The 22,152-nt window shown below is 72.8% G+C and carries 22 protein-coding genes; 14 read left to right on the forward strand and 8 right to left on the reverse strand.

Features of this window, described 5'->3' with window-relative positions:
• Window positions 1-9 precede the first annotated feature (9 nt).
• Both EAO76_RS07935 and npdG read right to left on the reverse strand, forming a co-directional pair.
• Window positions 10-204, reverse strand: coding sequence for a hypothetical protein (locus tag EAO76_RS07935; protein WP_148834708.1), 195 nt, complete (start codon window positions 202-204; stop codon window positions 10-12).
• A gap of 102 nt (window positions 205-306) precedes the next feature.
• On the reverse strand, window positions 307-1,017 hold the full coding sequence (gene npdG, locus EAO76_RS07940; RefSeq protein ID WP_148834710.1) for an NADPH-dependent F420 reductase: 711 nt from the start codon (window positions 1,015-1,017) through the stop codon (window positions 307-309).
• A 118-nt stretch (window positions 1,018-1,135) separates the two neighbouring features.
• Here npdG and EAO76_RS07945 point away from each other — a divergent pair, with 118 nt between their 5' ends.
• A complete protein-coding gene (locus EAO76_RS07945) occupies window positions 1,136-1,738 on the forward strand; it encodes a hypothetical protein (protein ID WP_148834713.1) in 603 nt (200 codons plus the stop codon).
• A 130-nt stretch (window positions 1,739-1,868) separates the two neighbouring features.
• Window positions 1,869-3,230 carry an MFS transporter gene (locus EAO76_RS07950; protein WP_148834715.1) on the forward strand — a complete coding sequence of 454 codons (1,362 nt, stop codon included), beginning with the start codon at window positions 1,869-1,871 and terminating at the stop codon, window positions 3,228-3,230.
• Between the two features lie 73 nt (window positions 3,231-3,303).
• On the opposite strand, the gene EAO76_RS07955 is transcribed toward EAO76_RS07950, so the two are convergent.
• The gene (locus EAO76_RS07955) at window positions 3,304-3,534 is read right to left on the reverse strand and encodes a hypothetical protein (RefSeq protein WP_148834717.1); all 231 of its coding nucleotides are present in this window, start codon (window positions 3,532-3,534) and stop codon (window positions 3,304-3,306) included.
• Window positions 3,535-3,591: 57 nt separating this feature from the next.
• On the opposite strand from EAO76_RS07955, the gene map reads away from it, so the two are divergent.
• Both map and EAO76_RS07965 read left to right on the forward strand, forming a co-directional pair.
• Complete coding sequence (gene map / locus EAO76_RS07960) at window positions 3,592-4,449, forward strand: type I methionyl aminopeptidase (protein WP_148834719.1); 858 nt, start codon at window positions 3,592-3,594, stop codon at window positions 4,447-4,449.
• A gap of 285 nt (window positions 4,450-4,734) precedes the next feature.
• Window positions 4,735-5,424, forward strand: coding sequence for a heme oxygenase (biliverdin-producing) (locus tag EAO76_RS07965; RefSeq protein WP_148834721.1), 690 nt, complete (start codon window positions 4,735-4,737; stop codon window positions 5,422-5,424).
• On the opposite strand, the gene EAO76_RS07970 is transcribed toward EAO76_RS07965, so the two are convergent.
• Entirely contained in the window at window positions 5,339-6,751 is a 1,413-nt protein-coding gene (locus EAO76_RS07970; protein ID WP_148834723.1) for an HtaA domain-containing protein, read from the reverse strand. The genes EAO76_RS07965 and EAO76_RS07970 overlap by 86 nt on opposite strands.
• A 135-nt stretch (window positions 6,752-6,886) precedes the next feature.
• Between EAO76_RS07970 and EAO76_RS07975 the strand changes: the two genes are divergently transcribed.
• From EAO76_RS07975 to EAO76_RS08005, 7 genes are all read left to right on the forward strand, one after another.
• Window positions 6,887-7,981 (forward strand): hemin ABC transporter substrate-binding protein, encoded by a 1,095-nt coding sequence (locus EAO76_RS07975; protein ID WP_148834725.1) that lies wholly within the window; start codon window positions 6,887-6,889, stop codon window positions 7,979-7,981.
• On the forward strand, window positions 7,978-9,150 hold the full coding sequence (locus EAO76_RS07980; RefSeq protein ID WP_262375306.1) for an iron ABC transporter permease: 1,173 nt from the start codon (window positions 7,978-7,980) through the stop codon (window positions 9,148-9,150). The genes EAO76_RS07975 and EAO76_RS07980 overlap by 4 nt, the downstream gene beginning before the upstream one ends.
• Complete coding sequence (locus EAO76_RS07985) at window positions 9,147-10,025, forward strand: heme ABC transporter ATP-binding protein (protein WP_148834727.1); 879 nt, start codon at window positions 9,147-9,149, stop codon at window positions 10,023-10,025. Before EAO76_RS07980 ends, EAO76_RS07985 begins: the two co-directional genes overlap by 4 nt.
• Window positions 10,026-10,210: 185 nt before the next feature.
• A complete protein-coding gene (gene efeO / locus EAO76_RS07990) occupies window positions 10,211-11,347 on the forward strand; it encodes an iron uptake system protein EfeO (protein WP_148834729.1) in 1,137 nt (378 codons plus the stop codon).
• Between the two features lie 20 nt (window positions 11,348-11,367).
• Window positions 11,368-12,642 carry an iron uptake transporter deferrochelatase/peroxidase subunit gene (gene efeB, locus EAO76_RS07995; protein ID WP_148834731.1) on the forward strand — a complete coding sequence of 425 codons (1,275 nt, stop codon included), beginning with the start codon at window positions 11,368-11,370 and terminating at the stop codon, window positions 12,640-12,642.
• 29 nt (window positions 12,643-12,671) lie between these two features.
• Window positions 12,672-13,655 carry an iron uptake transporter permease EfeU gene (efeU, locus tag EAO76_RS08000; protein ID WP_148834733.1) on the forward strand — a complete coding sequence of 328 codons (984 nt, stop codon included), beginning with the start codon at window positions 12,672-12,674 and terminating at the stop codon, window positions 13,653-13,655.
• Window positions 13,588-14,526: a hypothetical protein gene (locus EAO76_RS08005; protein WP_262375307.1), complete on the forward strand. Its 939-nt coding sequence runs from the start codon at window positions 13,588-13,590 to the stop codon at window positions 14,524-14,526. The genes efeU and EAO76_RS08005 overlap by 68 nt, the downstream gene beginning before the upstream one ends.
• Window positions 14,527-14,632: 106 nt before the next feature.
• Here EAO76_RS08005 and EAO76_RS08010 read toward each other — a convergent pair whose 3' ends face one another.
• Together EAO76_RS08010 and EAO76_RS08015 are read right to left on the reverse strand one after the other, a co-directional pair.
• Window positions 14,633-15,379 carry a bifunctional DNA primase/polymerase gene (locus tag EAO76_RS08010; RefSeq protein WP_148834735.1) on the reverse strand — a complete coding sequence of 249 codons (747 nt, stop codon included), beginning with the start codon at window positions 15,377-15,379 and terminating at the stop codon, window positions 14,633-14,635.
• A 187-nt stretch (window positions 15,380-15,566) separates the two neighbouring features.
• The gene (locus EAO76_RS08015) at window positions 15,567-16,184 is read right to left on the reverse strand and encodes a TetR/AcrR family transcriptional regulator (RefSeq protein ID WP_148834737.1); all 618 of its coding nucleotides are present in this window, start codon (window positions 16,182-16,184) and stop codon (window positions 15,567-15,569) included.
• A 214-nt stretch (window positions 16,185-16,398) separates the two neighbouring features.
• Between EAO76_RS08015 and ddaH the strand changes: the two genes are divergently transcribed.
• Entirely contained in the window at window positions 16,399-17,214 is an 816-nt protein-coding gene (gene ddaH, locus EAO76_RS08020) for a dimethylargininase (RefSeq protein ID WP_187438498.1), read from the forward strand.
• A 64-nt stretch (window positions 17,215-17,278) separates the two neighbouring features.
• Here ddaH and EAO76_RS08025 read toward each other — a convergent pair whose 3' ends face one another.
• Complete coding sequence (locus EAO76_RS08025) at window positions 17,279-18,277, reverse strand: small ribosomal subunit Rsm22 family protein (RefSeq protein ID WP_148834739.1); 999 nt, start codon at window positions 18,275-18,277, stop codon at window positions 17,279-17,281.
• A gap of 141 nt (window positions 18,278-18,418) precedes the next feature.
• Between EAO76_RS08025 and EAO76_RS08030 the strand changes: the two genes are divergently transcribed.
• Both EAO76_RS08030 and EAO76_RS08035 read left to right on the forward strand, forming a co-directional pair.
• Entirely contained in the window at window positions 18,419-19,729 is a 1,311-nt protein-coding gene (locus tag EAO76_RS08030) for a hypothetical protein (RefSeq protein WP_148834741.1), read from the forward strand.
• A 140-nt stretch (window positions 19,730-19,869) separates the two neighbouring features.
• Entirely contained in the window at window positions 19,870-20,541 is a 672-nt protein-coding gene (locus EAO76_RS08035; RefSeq protein ID WP_148834743.1) for a hypothetical protein, read from the forward strand.
• A gap of 124 nt (window positions 20,542-20,665) precedes the next feature.
• On the opposite strand, the gene EAO76_RS08040 is transcribed toward EAO76_RS08035, so the two are convergent.
• Complete coding sequence (locus tag EAO76_RS08040; protein WP_148835630.1) at window positions 20,666-22,096, reverse strand: Bcr/CflA family multidrug efflux MFS transporter; 1,431 nt, start codon at window positions 22,094-22,096, stop codon at window positions 20,666-20,668.
• Between the last annotated feature and the right edge of the window lie 56 nt (window positions 22,097-22,152).

A 22,152-nucleotide genomic window follows, 5' to 3' on the forward strand; every position in this document is an offset into this window, starting at 1 on the left:
GGCCGGTGCTCAGCCGGCGGACTGTGCGGCCTGCTCGGCCCGTACGCGCTGCCGGCGCAGGTAGAACCACGCCATGTTGGACGAGAGCCCGACCAGCAGCACCCAGACGATCCCGAGCAGGAGGCTGCCCCGGACGAACGAGATCACCGCCGCGACGACGGCCAGGAGGCAGACGACGGCGGAGTAGAGAGCGAGTCGGGGCATGGGGAGCGGCTCCTGTCCGGAGTGGTGCACGGGTCCCGTCCAGTGTCCCCCATGCCCCGTTCCGCCCGTCGCCGGGCCGGGCCGGAGCGGGGCGGTCGCGGCTCAGATGTCGGTGACGCGGAGTCCGGCGTGCGCCTTGTAGCGGCGGTTGACCGAGATCAGGTTGGCGACCAGCGACTCGACCTGGTGGGCGTTGCGCAGCCGGCCGGCGTAGATGCCGCGCATGCCGGGGATGCGGCCCGCCAGCGCCTGGACGGTCTCGACGTCGGCGCGGACCTCGCCCAGCACCAGCACGTCGGTGTCGATCTCCTCGATGGCCTCGTCCTGGAGCAGCACCGCCGAGAGGTGGTGGAAGGCGGCGGTGACCCGGGACTCCGGCAGCAGGGCCGCGGCCTGCTCGGCGGCGCTGCCCTCCTCGGGCTTCAGGGCGTAGGCACCCTTCTTGTCGAAGCCGAGCGGGTTGACGCAGTCGACGACGATCTTGCCCGCGAGTTCGTCGCGCAGCGACTCCAGGGTCTTGGCGTGGCCGTCCCACGGCACGGCGACGATCACGACGTCGCTGCGGCGGGCGCACTCCGCGTTGTCCGCGCCCTCCACGCCGTGGCCCAGTTCCCCGGCGGCGGTCCGGGCCCGGTCGGCGGCCCGGGATCCGATGATCACCTTCTGTCCGGCGCGGGCGAACCGGTAGGCCAGTCCGCGGCCCTGCGGTCCGGTTCCGCCGAGCACGCCGACGGTCAGCCCGGAGACGTCGGGGAGGTCCCAGGGGTCCTTGGCGGGGGGCTTGGCCGCGCCACCGTTGTCATTCGTAGTCATGGCTCCGACATTAGCCGGACCGGCAACCGGTGACCCGCCGTCGTCCCGGTGCCCCGTTCGGCTGGTCCGGTGCCGTTCTCCGGTGCGGGGCACGGGTGCCGGGGCATGATGCCGGGCCATGGATGCCGTACGTGTCGCCCTGTTGCGCGAAGTGCTCGCCGGGACCGAGTGGCCCGCCGCGACCCGGAGGTTCGCCGGGGCGCTGAGGTCGTCCGTCGTCCCGCACGGCGGCGGGCTGCTGCTGGTGGGGACGGCGGAGTACGAGCCGTGGCACCTGGCGGCCCATCTGGTCGACGAGTCCGCCTGGTCCGGGCTGCCGGAGCTGGTGCCCACCCTGGTGCGCCACCGGGTGGAGCCGGGCGGCCCGGCTCACCTGGCGGTGGGCCTGGGCCGGATCGAGGCGGCCGGGCGGGGCGAGACGCTGCTCCTGGTGGCCCCGGAGCGGCCCGGGGAGGGGTTGCTGGAGCGGGTGCACGACYCGCGGCGCGCCGGGGCCACGGTGCTCTCGCTGGACGGCGGCGACCCGGAGGTGCGGGGGCTGGCCCACGAGACGCTCGCGGTGACCGCTGCCGACGACATCGACCTGGACACCGTGCAGCATCTGGTGAGCGCGGCCGCCGGGGAGAACGGCGCGCCCGCGCCGCGCGGCCGTCGCGGCTTCCGGGACCGGCTGTCCCGTCTCGTCGACCAGCTGACGGCGCCTCCCCCGCCCCGCTGGTGAGCCGCGGGCCGGGCCCGCGGGCCGGGTGCCCCCGGTGGGCCGCCCGCCACCGCGGCAGCCACCGCCTCCTCCGCCGCCGCCGCGAAAAGTTGTTGCACCGTGCGACCGCCGCGTCGGAGCATGGCCCCTCGTGACCTCTGCACCGCCCCCGGCCGCCGCGTCCCCGGTCGCCCGGCTCCTGGCCCTGCTGCCCGACCTCACGCCCCTGCGCTCCCACGCCGACTTCCGGCTGCTGTGGATCCAGGGCCTGGTGACGTACTTCGGCAGCTTCATGGCGCTGATCGCGCTGCCGCTCCAGATCAAGGAGCTGACGGGTTCCCCGCTGGCCGTCGGCGCGATGGGGGCGGTGGAGCTGGTGCCCCTGATCGTCTTCGGCCTGTACGGCGGGGCGCTCGCGGACGCCGTGGACCGCCGCAAGGTGATCCTGGCGACGGAGGCGGGGCTGGGGGTGCTCGCCCTGGTGCTCCTGGTCAACGCGGCGCTGCCGAGCCCACTGCTCTGGCCGCTGTACGTGGTCGCGGCCGGGGTCTCCGCGCTCTCCGGGCTCCAGCGGCCGGCGCTGGACTCCCTGATGGCCCGTATCGTGCCGCACGAGCAGCTGACCGCGGCCGCCGCGCTGAACTCGCTGCGCTGGCAGTTCGGCGCGATCACCGGCCCGGCGGTGGCGGGGCTGGTGGTCGCCTACGCCGGGCACGCCACGGCGTACACGGTCACGGTGGCCACCTTCGCCGTCTCCGTGCTCCTGTGCCTGCGCCTGGCGCCCGCACCGCCCGTCCGGGACAACGCGAAGCCGTCGCTGCGCGGGATCGTGGAGGGCGCGAAGTACGCCTGGAGCCGGCCGGTGCTGCTGGGGACGTACGCGGTGGACATGGCCGCGATGTTCTTCGCCTTCCCGAACGCGATCTTCCCGTTCCTGGCGGACGACCTGGGCGCCGACTGGTCGCTGGGCCTGATGTACGCCGCGGACTCGGTCGGGTCGCTGGTGCTGGGGCTGACCAGCGGCTGGACGTCGCGGGTGCGGCGGCACGGGCTGTTCGTGGTGTTCGGGGCCGCGGTCTGGGGGCTGGCGATCGCGGGGGCCGGGTGGTTCGGCAACGTGTGGCTGGTGCTGGTCTGCCTGGCGGTGGCGGGCGCGGGCGACATGCTCAGCGGGCTCGGCCGCTCCACGATCTGGAACCAGACCATCCCGGAGGAGCTGCGGGGCCGGCTGGCGGGCATCGAGGTGCTCTCGTACAGCGTCGGACCGCAGCTGGGTCAGGTGCGGGCCGGTGCGATGGCGGGCTGGACGGGGACCAGGGCGGCGATCTGGAGCGGGGGCGTGGCCTGTGTGGCCTCGGTCGCGCTGCTCGCCGCGACCCTGCCCAAGCTGCTCACGTACGACTCCGAGACCGACGAGGACGCGGTGCGCAGGCGGGCGCAGCGCGAGGCGGAACAGGCCGGGCGGACGGAACCGGCCGCGGGCGGCGCGGAGGCCGGTGCCTCCGGCGCCTGAGCGGCGGGAAGCCCGGGACCGGCCCCGAAGGGCCCGGTCCCGGGCTTCCCGAGCGGCTCCGGGCCGGGGACCCTCACGCCTCCGGGTCCGTGGGGGTGTCCCGGTCGTGCCACTTGGGGTCGTTCTCCCACTCCAGATTCCGTTCCCGCGCGGTGTCCATCGCGTGCTGCGCCTCCTGACGGGTGGCGTACGGCCCGAAACGGTCCTTGGCCGGGCACTCGGGGCCCTCCTCGACCTTCTGGTGCTGCAGGCAGTAGAACCACTCGCCGGGCTTGCCCACGGTGCGCTTCTTGAACAGGGCCATCACGGCTCCTTCCCTCGGGGCCATGCTGCCCCAAGCACGCTGGTTAGACTCGCTGGCATGTCTGGCCAGTCGCTGCTCGTACCCGGGGAGATCACTCCCATCCGCACCGTTCCCGGAAACATCCGGCGCCCCGAGTACGTGGGCAAGCCGGCCCCGACGCCGTACACCGGCCCGGAGGTCCAGGACGCCGACACCGTCGAGCGCATGCGCGTCGCGGGCCGGATCGCCGCGCAGGCGATGGAGGAGGCCGCGAAGCACATCGCACCGGGCGTCACGACGGACGAACTCGACCGGGTCGCCCACGAGTTCATGTGCGACCACGGGGCCTACCCGTCGACGCTCGGCTACCGGGGCTTCCCCAAGTCGCTCTGCTCCTCGCTGAACGAGGTGATCTGCCACGGCATCCCGGACTCCACGGTGCTGCGCGACGGCGACATCGTGAACCTCGACGTGACGGCGTACATCAACGGCGTGCACGGCGACAACAACGCCACGTACCTCTGCGGCGACGTGGACGAGGAGTCCCGGCTGCTCGTGGAGCGCACCCGGGAGGCCCTGAACCGGGCCATCAAGGCGGTCCGGCCGGGGCGGCAGGTCAATGTGATCGGGCGGGTCATCGAGTCGTACGCCAAGCGCTTCGGCTACGGGGTGGTGCGGGACTTCACCGGGCACGGGATCAATTCCTCGTTCCACTCCGGCCTGATCATCCCGCACTACGACAGCCCGCACGCGACCACGGTGATGAAGCCGGGGATGACGTTCACCATCGAGCCGATGCTGACGCTGGGCACCCACGACTACGACATGTGGGACGACGGCTGGACCGTCGTGACGAAGGACCGCAGGCGCACCGCCCAGTTCGAGCACACGCTGGTGGTGACGGACACGGGCGCCGAGATCCTGACGCTCCCGTGACCGTGCCGTAGAAGTCCCGCCGAAGCGGCCGTCCTCCCCGGGGGGCGGCCGCTTCCGCGTGTCCGCCCCGGGACCCGCCCCTCCCCCGGGCACGGAATCAGGCGTATCGTTTTTACCGACAGCCTGTCGGAAACTTTCCCGACAGGACGTCGGGAAGCTGTTGACTTAGGTAAGCCTAAGTAGCAGGATCGGGGATGTCGACGGCAGCCTCCGCACGGGGGCCGCCGTCGGTGTTCCCCTCTCCCTTCCCGGACTGCCCGTCCCCCTCGGCCCCGGAGGCCCGCCTTGGACGCAACCGCCGCCACACCCTTCTCGACGCTCATCCGCACCGCCTCGCACGAGCAGCACACCGAGGCGGAGACCTCGTCCTTCATGAGTGACCTGCTGGGCGGACGGCTCGGGGTGGACGCCTACACGCGCTACACCGAGCAGCTGTGGTTCGTGTACCGGGCGCTGGAGGAAGGCGCGCGGGAGCTGGGCGCCGACCCGGTGGCCGGACCGTTCATACGGCCCGAGCTGATGCGCACCGCCGAGCTGGAGCGGGACCTGGCCCATCTGCGGGGCGCCGACTGGCACGCGGGCCTGGAGCCGCTGCCCGCCACCGCCGCGTACGCCGCCCGGGTCGCCGAGTGCGCCCGTTCCTGGCCCGCGGGATACGTCGCGCACCACTACACCCGCTACCTCGGCGACCTCTCGGGCGGCCAGATCATCCGCGACCGGGCGGAGCGCGCCTGGGGCTTCGCGCGCAAGGGCGACGGCGTGCGGTTCTACGTCTTCGAGCAGATCCCCAACCCCGCCTCGTTCAAGCGGGACTACCGCGAGCTGCTGGACGGGCTGGCCGCGGACGACCTGGAGAAGCAGCGCGTCGTCGGTCGAGAAGGGGCGGGTCCTAGTCGGCGTTCCGCCGGGCGCCGCGGCGGCGGGCGAGGTACAGGGAGCCCGCGGCGGCGGCGAGGACGGCCGCGCCGCCGATGACCGGGTACAGGACGGTGCCGGGACCGGATTCGGCGGCCGGGGCCGGGGCGGCGGCCTTCTCCACCGGCGGCGCGGACGGCTCGGCGGACGGGTCGGGGGCGCTGCCCAGGTCGGGCAGGGCGGGGAGTTCGGCCCCGGCCTCGACGGCCACGGCCAGCGAGACCGGGTCCATCGCGGTGCCCTTCCGGTAGAGCCCGCCGAACGCCTCGGCGCCCTCGGCGGTGAGGGTCGCGGGGGCCTCGGTGAGGACCGCGAGGCCGTTCCCCGGCGCGAAGTCCTTCGCGGTGAAGGTGACCAGCGGGACGGCCTTTCGCCGGTCGCCGTCGCCGCGCACGTCGGCCAGCAGCGTGCCCCGCCCCTTCTCGACCCGGACCGCGACGGCGGACAGTTCCAGATCGAGCCCGTCGGCGGCGGTGAAGCGGACGCTGCCGGCGAAGTCGGCGTCCAGGGACCGCCCCCGGGGGTCGTACGTGCCCTTGCCGCGCGGGAAGCGGAAGAGCGCCCCGCCGTCCCGGGCACCGTCGGCGAGGGCCCATCTCCCCTTGCCGACGGAGCCGGTGACGTACTCGCGGAAGGTGCGGCGGACGCCCCAGTCGACGGCGGCGTCCTCGAAGCGCCCCGCCGCCCCGCCGGTGCCGTCCTTCTTCGGATCCGACTTCTCCTTCTTCTCCGGGGACTTGGAGGCGGCCGGCCTCCCCGCCGGGGCGGTGGTGTCCACGGAGAGGCTGACCGGGTCGAGCGGGGTGCCCGCCGTGTAGTAGCCGGCGAACGCCCTGGCTCCCTGCGCGGTCAGTGTCGCGGGGACGTCGCGGAGGGCGATGGGGGTGGAACCGCCCTTCATGTCGATCCCGGACAGGCCGAGCGTGGCGAGCGGCACCTGGGCGGTCGAGGTCACCCGGCCGCTCCCCCGGTCCTTGCTGACCATGTCGGCGTACACGGTGCCGCTGCCGCCCGTGATGCGGACGGTGGGGCGGCTGATGGTGAGGTCCAGTTCATGGCTGCCGTCGGCCTTCCGGTGGCCGACGAAGTGGACCCCGCCGGAGAAGGACGAGCCGAAGGCTCCGGTCGCCGGGTCGTAGGAACCGGTGGCGGAGTGGAAGCGGAACCGGCTGCCGCCGGCCGTGGCGGCGCCGCCGGTCAGGCTCCAACTCCCGTTCGCCACGGGGCCGGTGACATAGCTCTGGAAGGAGGACTTGATGCCCCAGTCCAGTCTGCCGCCCTGCACCGGGCGGGCCGCCGCCTGCGCCTCGACGGCCGGGAGCAGGGCCGCCGACACCGTCGCGAGGAGCGCGACGACGAGTGCGCGGGCAGGTCTGGACGGCAGCATGGAGCCCCTCCGAGGTCTGGAAAGTGAGGTAAGGCTAACCTAAGCTACATGCATCCCGTGGTGGTACCCCCTTTCACCACATCACTCGCAAACCATGACCAACGCCCCACGGCAGAACGACAGGACGGTGCCCCAGTGCGCTTCTCGCAGGACTTCGCCCCACCGGGCCAGGGCGGCGACCGGCGGCCGGGGCACCGGCCCGGCCGGGCCCGGGGCCCGCTGGGGGCACTGGCCGCCGCACTCGCCCTGTCCCTCGCCCTGACCGGCTGCGGCAGCGGCACCGGTACGGACGCCCGTACCGGAACCGGCGCCGCCCGTCCGGAGCAGGCCGTCGACCGGGTCGAACCGCTGGCCACCACGCCCGGACCGCGGCTGCCCGCCACCGTGAAGTCCGCCGACGGCACCCGGGTCACCATCGGCTCCGCGGACCGGATCGTCCCGCTGACCGGCGGCCTGAGCGAGATCGTCTTCACGCTCGGCCTCGGCGATCGGGTGGTGGCCCGCGACATCACCGCCACCTTCGAACAGGCCGCGGAGCTCCCGGTGGTGACCCGCGCGCACGACGTCTCGGCGGAGAGCGTGCTGTCGCTGCGGCCGACCGTCGTCCTGGCCGAGACCACGACCGGACCGGCGGAGGCCGTCGAGCAGATCCGGGACGCCGGCATCCCGCTGGTCGTCGTCGCCCCGGCCGAGGAGCTCTCCGACGTCGACCGCCGGATCGACGCCGTGGCGGCCGCCCTGGGCGTGCCGGACGCCGGTACCGAGCTGAAGAACCGCACCCGGTCCCGGATCGAGGCGGTCCGCACGTCCGCGCCCGCCCCCGCGAAGGGCCGGGGAAAGCCCCGGGTCGCCTTCCTCTACCTGCGCGGTTCCGCCTCCGTCTATCTGCTGGGCGGCCGGGATTCCGGGGCGAGTTCGCTCATCGAAGCGGCGGGGGCCGTCGACGCCGGCAAGGCGTCCGGACTGAGGAAGGACTTCACCGCCATCACCAGCGAGGCACTCGCGAAGGCCGCGCCCGACGCCATCCTGGTGATGCGCAAGGGGCTCGAATCGGTGGGCGGCGTCGACGGGCTGGTGAAGATCCCGGGCGTCGCCGAGACCCCGGCCGGGATGGACCGGCGGATCGTCTCCATCGACGACGGGGTGCTGCTGAACTACGGCCCGCGCACCGACCGGGTGCTGAGCGACCTGATCGCGCAGCTCCACCCGGAGGACGGGGCGGACGGATGACCGCCACCTCCCCGGAACACCCCCGGACCGACGCCGCCGCACCGTCGGAGCACACCCGTTCCGACGCCGCCGCACCGTCAAAACAGCCGTCGGAACGGCTGCCGGAACGGCTGCCGGAACGGTCGTCGGCACCAGGGGCCCGGCGCCCCCGCACCCTCGTCCTGACCGCCGTCCTGCTGGCCGCGCTCGCGGTGGCCTGCCTGCTCTCCGCCGGTCTCGGCGCGTACCACATCCCGCTCGGCGACGTCCTCTCCTCCGTCCAGCACCGGATCGGCCTCGGCGGCGCCGCGCTGGACCGGGTCGGCGAGAGCGTGCTGTGGAACGTACGGCTGCCGAGGGTCGTCCTCGCCCTGCTGGTCGGGGCCTCGCTGGGCTGCGCGGGCGCCCTGATGCAGGGCGTGTTCGGCAATCCGCTCGCCGAGCCCGGGGTGATCGGGATCTCCTCCGGGGCCGCCGTCGGCGCGGTCGGCTCGATCGCGCTCGGGCTGACCTTCCTCGGCAACTGGACCATCACCGTCTGCGCGTTCGTCGCCGGGCTCGCGACCGTGCTGCTGGTGTACGCGCTGTCCCGGTCGGGCGGGCGGACGGAGGTGGTGACGCTGATCCTCACCGGCATCGCGGTCAACGCCTTCGCGGGCGCGCTGATCGGGCTGTTCGTCTTCTTCGCCGACAACGCGCAGATCTCCCAGATCACCTTCTGGCAGCTGGGTTCGCTGGCCCAGGCGACCTGGCCGAAGGTGCTCGCCGTACTGCCCTGCGCGGCACTCGGACTGCTCGTCGCGCCGTTTCATGCCCGGAAGCTGGACCTCCTCGCGCTCGGCGAGCGGCCCGCCAGGCATCTGGGGGTCGACGTCGAACGGCTGCGGATCGTGCTGGTGCTCGTCGTGGCGCTGCTGACCGCCGCGGCGGTGGCGGTCGCCGGGATCATCTCGTTCGTGGGGCTGCTGGTGCCGCATCTGCTGCGGATGGCGAACGGCCCCGGGCACCGCTTCCTCGTGCCCGGCAGTGCGCTCGGCGGGGCCCTGGTACTGGTGGTGGGCGATCTCGCGGCCCGTACCGTCGCGGCCCCCGCCGAACTGCCGCTCGGTGTGCTCACCGCGTTCTTCGGCAGCCCGTTCTTCTTCTGGCTGCTGCGCAGGACCCGTCGCAAGCAAGGTGGTTGGGCATGAGGGCCCCGAGAAATCCGTTCCGGGCACGCGCACGGCGCCTGCCGCCCGCTCCCGTCCCCCCGGGCTCCCCCGTCGCCGAGGCGCGCGGGCTGCGGGTGCGGCTGGGGCAGCGGCCGGTGCTCGACTCCATCGACCTGACCGCGCACGCGGGCGAGGTGCTGGCGCTCGTCGGGCCCAACGGGGCCGGGAAGTCGACCCTGTTGGCCGCGCTGGCCGCCGACCTGCCCGCCGGGAGCGGCGAGGTCCGGATCGACGGGCGCCCGGTCGCCGACTGGCCGGCCGCCGACCTGGCGCTGCGCCGGGCCGTGCTGCCGCAGTCCGCCGCGCTGTCGTTCCCGTTCCCGGTCGAGGACGTCGTCCGGATGGGGCGGGCGCCGTGGGCGGGCACCGCGCGGGCGGACGAGGACGACGCGGCCGTCGCCGGGGCGATGGCCGCGACCGAGGTCGCCGACTTCGCCCCGCGCCCCTTCTCCGCGCTGTCCGGCGGCGAACGGGCCCGGGTCGCCCTGGCCCGGGTGCTGGCGCAGCGCGCCCCGCTGCTGCTGCTCGACGAGCCGACCGCCGCGCTCGACCTGCGCCACCAGGAACTGGTGCTGCGGATCTGCCGGGAGCGGGCCGCGGCGGGGGACGCGGTCGTGGTGGTGCTGCACGACCTGGGGCTGGCCGCGGCGTACGCGGACCGGGCGGCCGTGCTGCACCGCGGGCGGATCGCGGTGGCGGGCCCGCCCGGCGAGGTGTTCACGGACGGGCTGCTGGGCGAGGTCTACCGGCAGCCGGTCGAGGTGTTCCCGCACCCGCGGACCGGGGTGCCCCTCGTCGTACCGACCCGCCCCCGTCCGACCCGGACCGACCGGACCGAATCCAGGAGCGCTTGACCATCGCTTGACCATTCCGTGGGCCCCTCATGGGGCACTCGTGATCACCCCGTTCCCGGGCCCCGGGGATGAGAGCTGAATCACTGCACGGGTGGGTACCGGTCAAGTAAGCCTCGGTTAAGTTAGGTCCGCCTCACTTGCCTTTGTCCGTTCTTCTCCCCCTCCCTCAGCCTTGTGGAGCCCGCATGCGAGCCGTTCGTTTCTCCGTCGTCACCGCCGCCGCGGCCGCGGCCGCCCTGACCGCCGTCACGGGATGCGCGGAGAAGAGCGACGGCAAGGGAGACGGCGCCGTGCAGGTCGTCGCGAAGGACGACGCCTGCGAGGTGTCGAAGAAGGAGCTGCCGGCCGGTCACATCGAACTGGCCGTGGAGAACAAGGGTTCCAAGGTCACCGAGGTCTACATCCTCTTCCCGGACGACCGCATCGTCGCCGAGCGCGAGAACATCGGCCCCGGCACCAAGGCCAACATCACCGCCGAGATCAAGGCCGGTTCGTACGAGATCGCCTGCAAGCCCGGCATGAAGGGCCACGGCATCCGGCAGAAGCTCAAGGTCACCGGCGGCACCGCGGTCAAGCGCAGCCCCGAGATGGACAAGGCGGTCGCGGAGTACCGCACCTACGTCCAGGCCCAGGCCGACGAGACGCTGCCGAAGGCCAAGAAGTTCACGGACGCCGTCGCCGCCGGTGACATCGAGACCGCCAAGAAGCTCTACGCCGACTCCCGGCTCGGCTGGGAGCGCACCGAGCCGGTCGCCGAGTCCTTCGGCGACATCGACCCCAAGGTCGACATCCGCGAGGACGGCCTGGAGGACGGCCAGAAGTGGACCGGCTGGCACCGCCTGGAGAAGGCGCTGTGGCAGGACAAGAAGCTGGGCGCCGAGGAGAAGGCCCTCGCCCCGCTCCTGTACAAGGACCTGCTCGACTGGCAGAAGCGGGTCGGCACCGCGGAGATCACCCCGACCTCGATGGCCAACGGCGCCAAGGAGCTCCTCGACGAGGTCGCCACCGGCAAGGTCACCGGTGAGGAGGAGCGCTACAGCCACACCGACCTGGTCGACTTCAAGGGCAACGTCGAGGGCGCCCAGAAGTCCTACGAGCTGCTGAAGCCGATCGCCGCCAAGAACGACGCGGCCCTGACCACCGACCTGGACAAGCGGTTCGCCGAGCTGAACACGCTGCTGGACAAGTACCGCGCGGACAAGGGCTCCTACGACTTCACCTCGTACGACAAGGTCGGCAAGGCGGACCGCAAGGAGCTGTCGGACGCGGTCAACGCGCTGGCCGAGCCGCTGTCCCGGCTCGCCGCCGCGGTCACGAAGTAACGAGCGGGAGGGCTCTGGTCATGTCCGAACAGGCACCGGCCGACGAAACCCCGAAGCGGACCTCCGGACCCGCCCCGTCCCGCCGGGCACTGCTGGGCTGGGGCGGTGCCGGGCTCGCGCTCGGCGCGGTCGCGGCCGGCGGCACGGTCGCCGCGGTGCGGTCCGGCGACACGGCGGTACCGGCCGCGGACAGCGGCGCGGCGGTGCCGTTCCACGGCGCGCACCAGGCCGGTATCGCCACCGCCGTGCAGGACCGGCTGCACTTCGCCGCGTTCGACGTGACGACGAAGGACCGCGCCGAACTGATCGCGCTGCTCAAGGAGTGGACGCGGGCGGCGGAGCGGATGACGGCCGGTCACGCGGTCGGCGACGGGGCGTACGGCGGCCTTGCCGAGGCCCCGCCGGACGACACGGGCGAGGCGCTGGGGCTCAAGCCGTCCCGGCTCACCCTCACCATCGGCTTCGGCCCCTCGCTCTTCGCCAAGGGCCGGTTCGGCCTGGAGGACAGGCGGCCCGAGGCGCTCGTCGACCTGCCGAAGTTCCCCGGCGACAACCTCGACACGGCACGCAGCGGCGGCGACCTCTGCGTCCAGGCGTGTGCGGACGACCCGCAGGTCGCGGTGCACGCCATCCGCAACCTCGCCAGGATCGGCATGGGCCGCGTCGCGATCCGCTGGTCCCAGCTGGGCTTCGGCAAGACGTCCTCGACGACTCCGGACGCCCAGACCCCGCGCAACATGTTCGGCTTCAAGGACGGCACCCGGAACATCTCCGGCACCGACACCGCCGCCCTGGACAAGCACGTGTGGGTGGGCGGGAAGGACGGGGCGGGCTGGATGGCCGGGGGGTCGTACCTGGTGGCCCGGCGCATCCGGATGCACATCGAGACCTGGGACCGTACCTCGCTCCAGGAGCAGGAGGACGTCTTCGGCCGCGACAAGGGCGAGGGAGCCGCGGTCGGCAAGTCCAAGGAGCACGAAGAGCCGTTCCTGAAGGCGATGCTGCCGACCGCGCACGTGCGCCTCGCCCACCCGGACAGCAACGACGGTGCGACGATCCTGCGCCGCGGCTATTCGTTCACCGACGGCACGGACGGCCTCGGCCGGCTCGACGCCGGGCTGTTCTTCATCGCCTACCAGCGCGACACCCGCAAGGCCTTCGTCCCGCTCCAGCGGCGCCTCGCGGCGCACGACGCGCTCAACGAGTACATCCAGCACGTGGGTTCGGCGCACTTCGCCGTCCCGCCGGGCGTCCGCGACAAGGACGACTGGTGGGGCCGGGCGCTGTTCTCGTAACGGGTCGAAACGGAAAGGAGAACCAGGACGTGTTCAGCAACTTCCTGATCGGCCTGCGCGAGGGACTGGAAGCCAGCCTCGTCGTCTGCATCCTCATCGCCTACCTGGTGAAGACCGGCAACCGGAACAAGCTGGTGCCGATCTGGACCGGGGTCGGGATCGCCGTCGTCATCAGCCTGGCGTTCGGCGCCGGGCTCGAATTCGGTTCGCAGGAGATGACGTTCAAGGCCCAGGAGGCGCTCGGCGGTTCGCTGTCGATCCTCTCCGTCGGCCTGGTCACCTGGATGGTCTTCTGGATGCGGCGCACCGCGCGGCACCTGAAGTCGGAGCTGCACGGCAAGCTCGACGCGGCGCTCGCCATGGGCACCGGCGCGCTGGTCGCCACGGCGCTGCTCGCGGTGGGCCGGGAGGGCCTGGAGACCTCGCTGTTCGTGTGGCGCGCGGTGCACGCGGCGGACGACGGCTGGCACCCGATGATCGGCGCGTTCCTCGGGATCGCGACCGCCGTCGTGCTGGGCTGGCTGTTCTACCGGGGCGCGCTGCGGATCAACCTGTCGAAGTTCTTCACCTGGACCGGCGGCATGCTGGTGGTCGTGGCCGCGGGTGTGCTCGCGTACGGCGTCCACGACCTGCAGGAAGCCGAGTTCGTCGGCGGTCTGCACAACCGGGCGTTCGACATCAGCTCCACGATCCCGCCGGACAGTTGGTACGGCACGCTGCTGAAGGGCACGTTCAACTTCCAGCCCGACCCGACCGTCCTCCAGGTCACGGTGTGGGCGCTGTATCTGATACCCACGCTCGCGCTGTTCCTCGCCCCGGTAGGGTTCGGACGGTCAGGGGCCCCCTCCGGAGGGGCGACGGATCAGAAGGCGCGGAAAGCAACGGATGAGAAGCCTGAGGCCGATTCGGCTGGCGACGGGGCTCGCGACGGCGACGGTGCTGTCCTTGACGGCGAGCGGGTGCGTGACGGTGCACGGCGAGCTGGAAGTGGTGCCGACGGCAACCAGGTCTGAGGCCGCGCAGGCACTGAAGGACTTCACCGCCGCGTACAACGCGGCGGACAAGGCGTACGACCCGGCCCTGGACGCGGACCGGGTCACCGGCCCGCTCGGTGCGATCAACCAGGCCGGGCTGAAGGCGCGGCAGAAGAACAGCCCGGACGGCAACCCGGAGCACACGCCGCTGGAGCTGACCGACGCCACGTACGTCATCCCGAAGAAGGCGGGCTGGCCCCGGTGGTTCCTCGCGGACACCGACTCCAACCGCGACCGGGACAGCGGGAAGCTGGACACCCGCTGGCTGCTCGTCTTCACCAAGGCCGGGCCCGACGCCGGGTGGAAGGCCGCCTACCTGGCGGTCGTCGCCCCCTCCCGGATGCCCGAGTTCGCGAAGGACGACGAGGGCCGGGCCACGCCGGTGGCCGCGGACGCCGCCGGACTGGCGGTGGCCCCGGAGGGCCTGGGCAAGCAGTACACGGACTACCTGCAGCAGGGCACCCCGGACGTCTTCGCCCCCGGCGCCACCACCTCGGGCTGGCGGGAGACCCGCCGGAACACCCGGCGGGCGGGCTTCTCGTACCAGTACATCGACCAGCCGCTGAACCGCGACACGTTCGGCCCGCTGGGTCTGCGGACGAAGGACGGCGGGGCGCTGGTCTTCTTCAGCAGCAAGCACTTCGAGCGGCAGACCGCGGCGAAGGGGCTGCGCCCGCCGGTCAACGACGACGTGTCGGCGCTGCTGACCGGTGAGGTGAAGTCCACCCTCACCAAGGAGCGGATCTCCAGCCAGCTGGTGTACGTCCCGAAGAAGGGCGCGACGGAGAACGACGGCAAGGTGGTCGTGCTGAACCGGCTGCCCGGCCTGACGGCGGCGAAGGGCTCGTGACGGTGCCGGGACGGCCGTGACCCGGCGGCTGCGAGCCGTACGGGGCGGCCCGCCCGGCACCGGACCGTCCCGAGCCGCCCGGCCGGTGGTCCAGCGCCTCGGCTCCTCAACGGCTCAACGGCCAGGCCACCGCGTCGTGGTCGAGTTCGCTCTGGTCCGCGGCGTCGGCGTACTGCGCGCACGCGTCGGTGAGCGTCTCCAGCAGCGTCAGCGGGTCGGGCAGCGGGTTCTCCGGTCCGCGCACCCATCGCACGTCCAGCTCGCCCGGCAGCCTGGCCGGCGGCAGGAGCACGTAGCTGCCCCGGCAGTGCCACCGCATGCCGGGGTGTTCGTCCATGGTCTCGGGGTGGCAGTCCAGCTCGCACGGCCACCATTCGTCCTCGTCCTCGGGCGTGCCCCGGGTGGCGGTGAAGAAGAGCATCCGGTCGTCGCCGGACCGGGCGACGGGGCCGACGTCGATGCCCGCGGCGAGGAGTCGCTCCAGCGCCTGCTCGCCGGCGGCCAGCGGCACGTCGAGGACGTCGTGGATCATGCCCGTCGCGGTGATGAAGTTGGCCTGCGGCTGGCTGCGGGCCCAGCGCTCGATCTGCGCCCGGTCGGTGGTGGACTGGGTCTGCCAGGCGAAGGAGACGGGATGGCGGGCGGGCGTGGGACAGCCGATGCGTTCGCACGAACATCGGTACCCGACCGGGTGAGCGGCCGGCGCGATCGGCATTCCGGCTTCGGCGACAGCCAGGAGCAGCGCCTCCCGGGCGGTGTCGTCGACCTCGCTCTGGTGCGGTTTGGGTCGGCGGCGAAGCCATTGGGAAAACTTGCTCTCTGAGCCGCGATTACGGCCGAAATCGGCGCCCATCTATCCCCTTACCTGAATGTTGCCCCCACCCATGGTCCCACCATCCTGCGCCTCGGGTGGCCGGACTTCCGAAGCGGGGTACGGACGACGACACCACGACCCGGACACAATGCACCCTCTTGTCATGAAATGACGAGTGCGTCTCGGGGCGGCCTCAGAGCCTGTCGGGTGGCCTTCGATCGGGCTCTCAAGGATTCAGCAGCCCCCGCAGGACGTGGTCGACGATCGCGTCCGCGTAGTCGTGGGTGAGCGGGGCGGTGCGCAGCAGCCAGCGGTGGGTGACCGGACCGACGAGGAGTTCCAGGGCGACCCGCGGGTCGGCGTCGGCGCGCACCTGTCCGGCCTCCTGGGCGGCCCGCAGCCGTGCGGCGTACAGCTCGAACGAGGGGGCGAGCAGCTTCTCGACGAATTCGGCGCCGAGCCGCGGGTCGACGATCCCCTCGGCGGCCAGCGCCCTGGTGGGCGCCTCGAAAGCGGGGTCGTTCAGTTCGTCGACGGTGGCCCGCAGGACGGTTCCCAGGTCGGCGGCGAGGTCACCGGTGTCGGGAAGCGCGGGGGCGGGCTCCCCCTCGGCCCGTCCGGCGGTCCGTTCGCCGAGGGCGATGAAGGCGTCCAGGAGGACGGCCGCCTTGGACGGCCACCAGCGGTAGATCGTCTGCTTGCCGACGCCGGCCCGGGCGGCGATGGCCTCGATGGTGGTCTTCGGGTAGCCCACCTCGCCGACCAGGCCGAGCGCCGCGTCGTGGATCGCGCGGCGCGAGCGCTCGCTGCGGCGGCTGGAGTCGGGCGTCCGGTTCTCTGTCATGCCGGCCAATCTAGCAACGCCACGAGGCGATACGTATCGTCTCCCCCGGGCCCGCCCCCTCGGCCCGTTCTCCCGCGGCTCGTCCCCCGTCGCGCGGAACCACCCGATCGGATCACTGTGCGCCGGGCCCCGGAGAGCGGACCATGGGCTCACCCACGCACACACCCGTGCGCTGTCCCCGGCAGGCGACCCCTGCCTTTCGTGAGGAGCATGCATGCCTCGTGAAGCCACACCCCGCCGCTACCTGATGTGTGCCCCCACGCACTTCAGGGTGACGTACTCCATCAACCCCTGGATGGACCCCAGCAAGCCCGTGGACCTCCCCCTGGCCCAGACCCAGTGGGAGGACCTGCGCGACCGGTACCGCGCCCTCGGGCACACCGTGGAGCTGCTCACGCCCCGCCCCGACCTGCCCGACATGGTGTTCGCCGCCAACGGCGCCACCGTCGTCGACGGCCGGGTGCTGGGCGCCCGGTTCGCGTACCGGGAGCGGTACGAGGAGGCGGGGGCCCACCGCGAGTGGTTCCGGGCCAACGGCTTCACCGAGGTCCACGAGCCGGACCACGTCAACGAGGGCGAGGGCGACTTCGCGGTCACCTCGTCGTACGTCCTGGCCGGGCGGGGCTTCCGGTCCAGCCCGCTCTCGCACGGCGAGGCGCAGGAGTTCTTCGGGCGCCCGGTGATCGGGCTCGACCTGGTCGACCCGCGCTACTACCACCTGGACACGGCCCTGTCCGTGCTCGACGACGCGGGCGACGAGGTCATGTACTACCCGGAGGCGTTCTCGCCGGGCAGCCGCGCGGTGCTCGCCCGGCTCTTCCCCGACGCGTTGATCGCCCGGGAGGCGGACGCCGCGGCGTTCGGCCTGAACGCGGTGAGCGACGGGCTCCACGTGCTGCTGCCGCAGGGCGCGACGGGGCTCTTCGACCCGTTGCGGGCGCGGGGCTTCGAGCCGGTTCCGATGGATCTGGGCGAGCTGCTGAAGGGCGGCGGCAGCGTGAAGTGCTGCACGCAGGAGCTGCGGGCGTGAGCGGGCGGGCCGCCCGTCGACGGGCGGCCCGCCGGGGCCTGCCGGGCGGCCGCCCGGCAGGCTCTCAGTCCTGCTCGCCGGGCGGCGGCCAGGCGTCGCCCCACGCGACGTCCCGGGCTGCCCGGTACAGCTCGCCGTGCCGCTTGGTGACCGTGGAGCGCCGCAGGGCCTCGTCGCGGGTGCACAGGTCCAGCAGCACCTGCCCCTTGCGGATCTGCGGCTTGCGGACGACCCGTTCCCGGACGGGCCGCGCCTCGAAGCGGGTCGCCACTACGTAGCTGAACTTCTCGTCCTCGTACGGCAACGAGCCGCCCTTGACCTGCCGGTGCAGCGAGGAGCGGCTGACCCGGGCCGAGAAGTGGCACCAGTCCGTGCCCGGTTCGATGGGACAGGCGGCGCTGTGCGGGCAGGGCGCGGCGATCGTCAGGCCGGCGGCGATCAGCCGGTCGCGGGCCTCGATGACGCGGGCGTAGCCGTCGGGGGTGCCCGGTTCGACGACCACGACCGCCCGCGCGGCCGCGGCGGCGGCGTCCACGAGGGCGGCGCGGGTGTCCGCCGTGAGTTCCTTGAGCACGTAGGAGACGGTGACCAGGTCCGTGGCGGCGAGGCCGGGGCCCTCGCCGATCCGGGCCCGGCGCCACTCGACGGCGCGCAGGGCGGGTACGCCGGAGAGCTCCGCCAGCTCGCGGCCGAGGGCGAGCGCGGGCTCGGACCAGTCCAGCACCGTCGTCCGGGTCCCTTCCCAGGCCCCTGCCACGGCCCAGCCGGCCGCTCCGGTGCCGCCGCCCACGTCGGTGTGGGTGGCGGGTGCCCAGTCGGGGGCCGCCTCCCGGAGGGCGTCGAGGGCGGACCGTACCGCCTCGAAGGTCGCGGGCATCCGGTACGCGGCGTACGCGGCGACGTCGGAGCGGTCGCGGAGCACCGGCGCGTCGGTGGGGGTGGTGCCGCGGTAGTTGGCGATGAGCCGCTCGACGGCCCGGGCCGCCTGCCTGGGCGGCAGGCCGTCGAGCAGTCCGGCCAGTGCCGCACGCAGTGTTTCCGCATTGGGGAGGGTGGCGTTCACCGACGAATTGTAGGCAAAGACGACGCACCCGGCGCCGCCGCGCTATCCGCGTAGAACTGCGCGGAATCCGAACTGCCGCGATGCCTGCCCAAGTTGCTACGCTGACCGCCGCGAGGTCGGGATTACCCATCGAGGGGAACCATGAGACAGAAGATCGTGCGCCTGGTTCTGGTCGGCGGAGTACTCGTGCTTGTCATGCTTCTTCTGTTGGCCACATGCGGAAGTGGCGGGAAGAACGACGACGAGCCGAAGAAGCAGACCAAGAAGGGCCCGGCCGAGGTGACCCAGCTCACCGTTCCCTCCGCGTACGCGCCGGAGAACGGCTGGGAACTCATCGGCACATCCCCCGACTACGCGCTGTCCCGGACGACAGGCCGTCTCGCCTATCTGGTGCGGGAGTCGGACACCAAGTACCAGCTGCGGACCATCGATTCGAAGACCGGGCAGCCCGGCTGGCACGGGGAGAGCTGGCGGCCCCCGTCCCCGAAGCACTTCCCGCGGCTCCTCCAGGTCACCGTCGACGACCACGAGTACTTCGTGACGTGGGCGTACGGAAAGGTCGGCGAGAACGCGCTGACCCCCGCCGACACGATCGTCTCGCTGGACGTCTACGACGTGGAGGACGGCTCCCGGCGGCGCGTCGAGGTGCCCTGGAACTCCGTGCCGACGGTCTCCACCACCGGCCCCGGCATCCTCATCAGCGACGGCCGGACCAACAGCACGGTGGTCGACCCGGTGACCGGCCGGGTGTCGGACGTGAAGCCCTCGACGCTCAAGTACCCGAAGGGCTGCAAGACCTGCAAGCAGCTCACCGAGGTGCGCGGGCTGACGCAGAAGGGGGTGCTGGTCAGCGGGTCCAGGGAGTTCTGGGTGCAGGGCGGCTGGTTCAGCCGCAACGTCGCGCCCAAGGGGACGGACAGGGTCAGTGGGATCCCGACCTCGGTGATCCCCGGTCTGATCCTGGCGAAGTGGCAGCTCGACAAGAAGGCCAAGCGCGCCGCCACCCACGACCTGTGGGCGGTGCACGACGCGGAGTCGGGCAAGACGCTGGCCTCGGTGCAGTGCAGCAAGCCGGCGATAAAGCCGGGCCAGTACCCGCAGCTGATCGCCGCCCCGTCGGGCAGCTACCTGGTGGCCGGGCCGCTCGCCTTCGACCTGGCCACGAAGCGCGGGTTCTGCTTCGAGGGGGCGGACGGCACGAAGCCGCTGACGCTGGCGTCCGTGAACGACGAGGGCGTCGCGTACGGCGCGACGAGCGCGCGCAACGCGGCCGACGTCCTGGCCGGCGGCGGCACCCCCGTCGCGGTCGCGGTCCGCAGCGGTTCGACGGGCGCCCTGCCGTCCAACGTGCGGCTGCCGGGCGCGGAGACGGCGGACGGGGTCGGGCTGTTCCGCTGGACGGACGAGAAGGACCGCCCGCACCTGATCGGCTACCCGAGGTCGGCCTCGTAGGGCCGCCCACCGGACCATGACGGGCCGGACGGACCGGGCGCACCGCCCGGGCCCGTCCGGCCCGTCCGGCCTTCCGGGGCTCTTCCGGCCTCCCGGAAACGCGGTCGCGCCGGGCCGTGCCCCGTTGCTACAAGGGGGGCATGGGAATATGGACCGACGCCTTCATCGCGCCCCCGGAACCGACCCTCCTGCGGCCGGAGGCGTTCGGCCGGCTCGCGGTCGAGCTGGCGCGCGAGCGTGTGGTCCGGCCCCCGTGGGCGCTCATCGCGGGCAGGCTCTGTGTCAACGCGAGCCTCAACTGGGGCAGCGTCAGCGGGCAGGCCCGCTGGGACCGGCCTCCCGTGGGCACGGTGCTGCGGACCGAGGAGTACCCGGGAGAGGTACCGGACCCGGACGACGATCCCCCGCCCTGGGGCCCCTCGCACGAGGAGGCCCGGCTGCTCGCCTCCGGCGAGAAGGTGCTCGACCTGCTGCCGGCGCTGCGGGCCGCCCCGTACGGCGACGAGGACATCGCCGTCGTCTTCGCCCACATGGACTTCGGCAACCGGGCGATCACCGACTACTTCCAGTACGAGGACCACCGCACGACTCTGGTCTGCTTCGCCCTGGCGAGCCCGCAGGACCGGCCGCTGTCCACCAACGACTGCGGGGAACCCGGCGGGCCGACCCTTCCGGTGCGGACCTGCGTGGTCCACACCTTCAAGCACGCGCTGGGCCACCTCGGACTGGAGGGCGGCCCGGTACCGGCACTCGCCTCCGTCACCTCCCGCTGGTTCGGACCGGAGCAGGTCGGCGGCGAGACCTGGGGCTGAACCCGCCCCGGCCCCGCACCGAGCCTTCGGGCTCTCGACCATCGTGCTGGCCGCCACCGCGCTGCTGCTGATGACGTCCGGGGTCTTCGGGGACGTGGGCCTGGTACCGGTCGCGAGGCCCGCGTCAGGAGGTCGGCGAGGTCCGCTGCCAGGGCCGGCACATCCCGAGGAAGCAGGCCAGCGCGCCCACCCCGCACACCAGCTGCACCAGGGCCATCGGAACGGCCGTGTCCTCGCCCGCGATCCCGACGAGCGGGGAGGCCACGGCACCGATCAGGAACGACGAGGTACCGAGCAGCGCGGAGGCGGACCCGGCGGCGTGCTTCGTGCGCATCAGGGCCTGCGCGTTGGTGTTCGGCGCCGCGAGCCCCATCGCCGACATCAGCACGAACAGCCCGGTCGCGACCGGTACCAGGCCCACGTCCCCGAAGACCCCGGACGTCATCAGCAGCAGCGCGGTGGCGGCCAGCACGATGGTCGAGAGCCCGAAGGTCAGCACCTTGTCCAGGCTGACCCGGCCGACCAGCAGCTTGCCGTTGATCTGGCCCACGGCGACCAGCCCGATCGAGTTGATGCCGAAGAGCAGGCTGAACGTCTGCGGCGAGGCCCCGTAGATCTCCTGCATGACGAACGGCGAGGCGCTCACGTACGCGAAGAGGCCGGCGAAGGCCAGGCTGCCCGCGATCATGTAGCCGGTGAAGACCCGGTCGGCGAGCAGTCCGCGCATGGTGCGCAGGGTGTCCCCGATCCCGCCGGTGTGCCGGTCCTGCGGCGGCAGGGTCTCGTGCAGCCACTTCCAGACGACCAGGGTGAGGACCACGCCGACGAGGGTGAGGACGGCGAAGACGCCCCGCCAGTCGGTGAACCGCAGCACCTGCCCGCCGATGAGCGGCGCGATGATCGGCGCGACGCCGGAGATCAGCATCAGGGTGGAGAAGAACTTGGCCATCTCCACGCCGTCGTACATGTCGCGCACCACGGCGCGGGCGATGACGATGCCCGCCGCGCCGGCCAGGCCCTGGAGCAGGCGGAAGCCGATGAGGAGTTCGACCGTGGGGGCGAAGACGCAGATCGCGGTGGCGACGACGTAGACGATCATGCCGAGGAGCAGCGGCCCGCGCCTGCCCCACCGGTCGCTCATCGGTCCGACGACGAGCTGTCCGAGCGCCATGCCGGTGAGGCAGGCGGTGAGGGTCAGCTGGACGGTCGCGGCCGGGGCCCGCAGGGACTCGGTGACCGCGGGCAGGGCCGGGAGGTACATGTCCATGGAGAGCGGCGGCAGTGCGGTGAGGCCGCCGAGGACGAGGGTGACCAGGAGGCCGGTGCGGCGGGCCGCCCGGGTGGCGGCCGGCCCGCCCGGGGGCGTTTCGGCGGTGTCGGCGGCGGCCGTGTCGGCCCGGTCCGCCCGGCCGGTCCCGTCCGCCCTGCCGGTCCGGTCGGTCTTCCGGTCCGTGGTTCCGGCGCCGGGGGCGGTTCCCGGCTCCGCCGTCCCGGTCCCGGTGGTCGATATGTGTGTACGTTCCTGCTGGGCCCGGCTTGCGCCGCTCTCCGGCATTGTCATCTCCATGTCGTTGAATCCGCATCTATGCTCTCAGCTCAGCTGGACTGGTC

This window comes from Streptomyces sp. sk2.1, from assembly GCF_008120935.1.
GTDB lineage: Bacteria > Actinomycetota > Actinomycetes > Streptomycetales > Streptomycetaceae > Streptomyces.

Coding starts and splice junctions, on each gene's coding strand:
- npdG (WP_148834710.1), bottom strand. CDS start 1,017: ATGACTACGAATGACAACGGTGGCGCGGCCAAGCCCCCCGCCAAGGAC.
- EAO76_RS08010 (WP_148834735.1), bottom strand. CDS start 15,379: ATGGGCGCCGATTTCGGCCGTAATCGCGGCTCAGAGAGCAAGTTTTCC.
- EAO76_RS07955 (WP_148834717.1), bottom strand. CDS start 3,534: ATGGCCCTGTTCAAGAAGCGCACCGTGGGCAAGCCCGGCGAGTGGTTC.
- EAO76_RS07970 (WP_148834723.1), bottom strand. CDS start 6,751: ATGCTGCCGTCCAGACCTGCCCGCGCACTCGTCGTCGCGCTCCTCGCG.
- EAO76_RS07985 (WP_148834727.1), top strand. CDS start 9,147: ATGAGGGCCCCGAGAAATCCGTTCCGGGCACGCGCACGGCGCCTGCCG.
- map (WP_148834719.1), top strand. CDS start 3,592: ATGTCTGGCCAGTCGCTGCTCGTACCCGGGGAGATCACTCCCATCCGC.
- EAO76_RS08030 (WP_148834741.1), top strand. CDS start 18,419: ATGAGACAGAAGATCGTGCGCCTGGTTCTGGTCGGCGGAGTACTCGTG.
- EAO76_RS07980 (WP_262375306.1), top strand. CDS start 7,978: ATGACCGCCACCTCCCCGGAACACCCCCGGACCGACGCCGCCGCACCG.
- EAO76_RS08035 (WP_148834743.1), top strand. CDS start 19,870: ATGGGAATATGGACCGACGCCTTCATCGCGCCCCCGGAACCGACCCTC.
- EAO76_RS08040 (WP_148835630.1), bottom strand. CDS start 22,096: ATGCCGGAGAGCGGCGCAAGCCGGGCCCAGCAGGAACGTACACACATA.
- efeO (WP_148834729.1), top strand. CDS start 10,211: ATGCGAGCCGTTCGTTTCTCCGTCGTCACCGCCGCCGCGGCCGCGGCC.
- efeB (WP_148834731.1), top strand. CDS start 11,368: ATGTCCGAACAGGCACCGGCCGACGAAACCCCGAAGCGGACCTCCGGA.
- EAO76_RS07935 (WP_148834708.1), bottom strand. CDS start 204: ATGCCCCGACTCGCTCTCTACTCCGCCGTCGTCTGCCTCCTGGCCGTC.
- ddaH (WP_187438498.1), top strand. CDS start 16,399: ATGCCTCGTGAAGCCACACCCCGCCGCTACCTGATGTGTGCCCCCACG.
- EAO76_RS08015 (WP_148834737.1), bottom strand. CDS start 16,184: ATGACAGAGAACCGGACGCCCGACTCCAGCCGCCGCAGCGAGCGCTCG.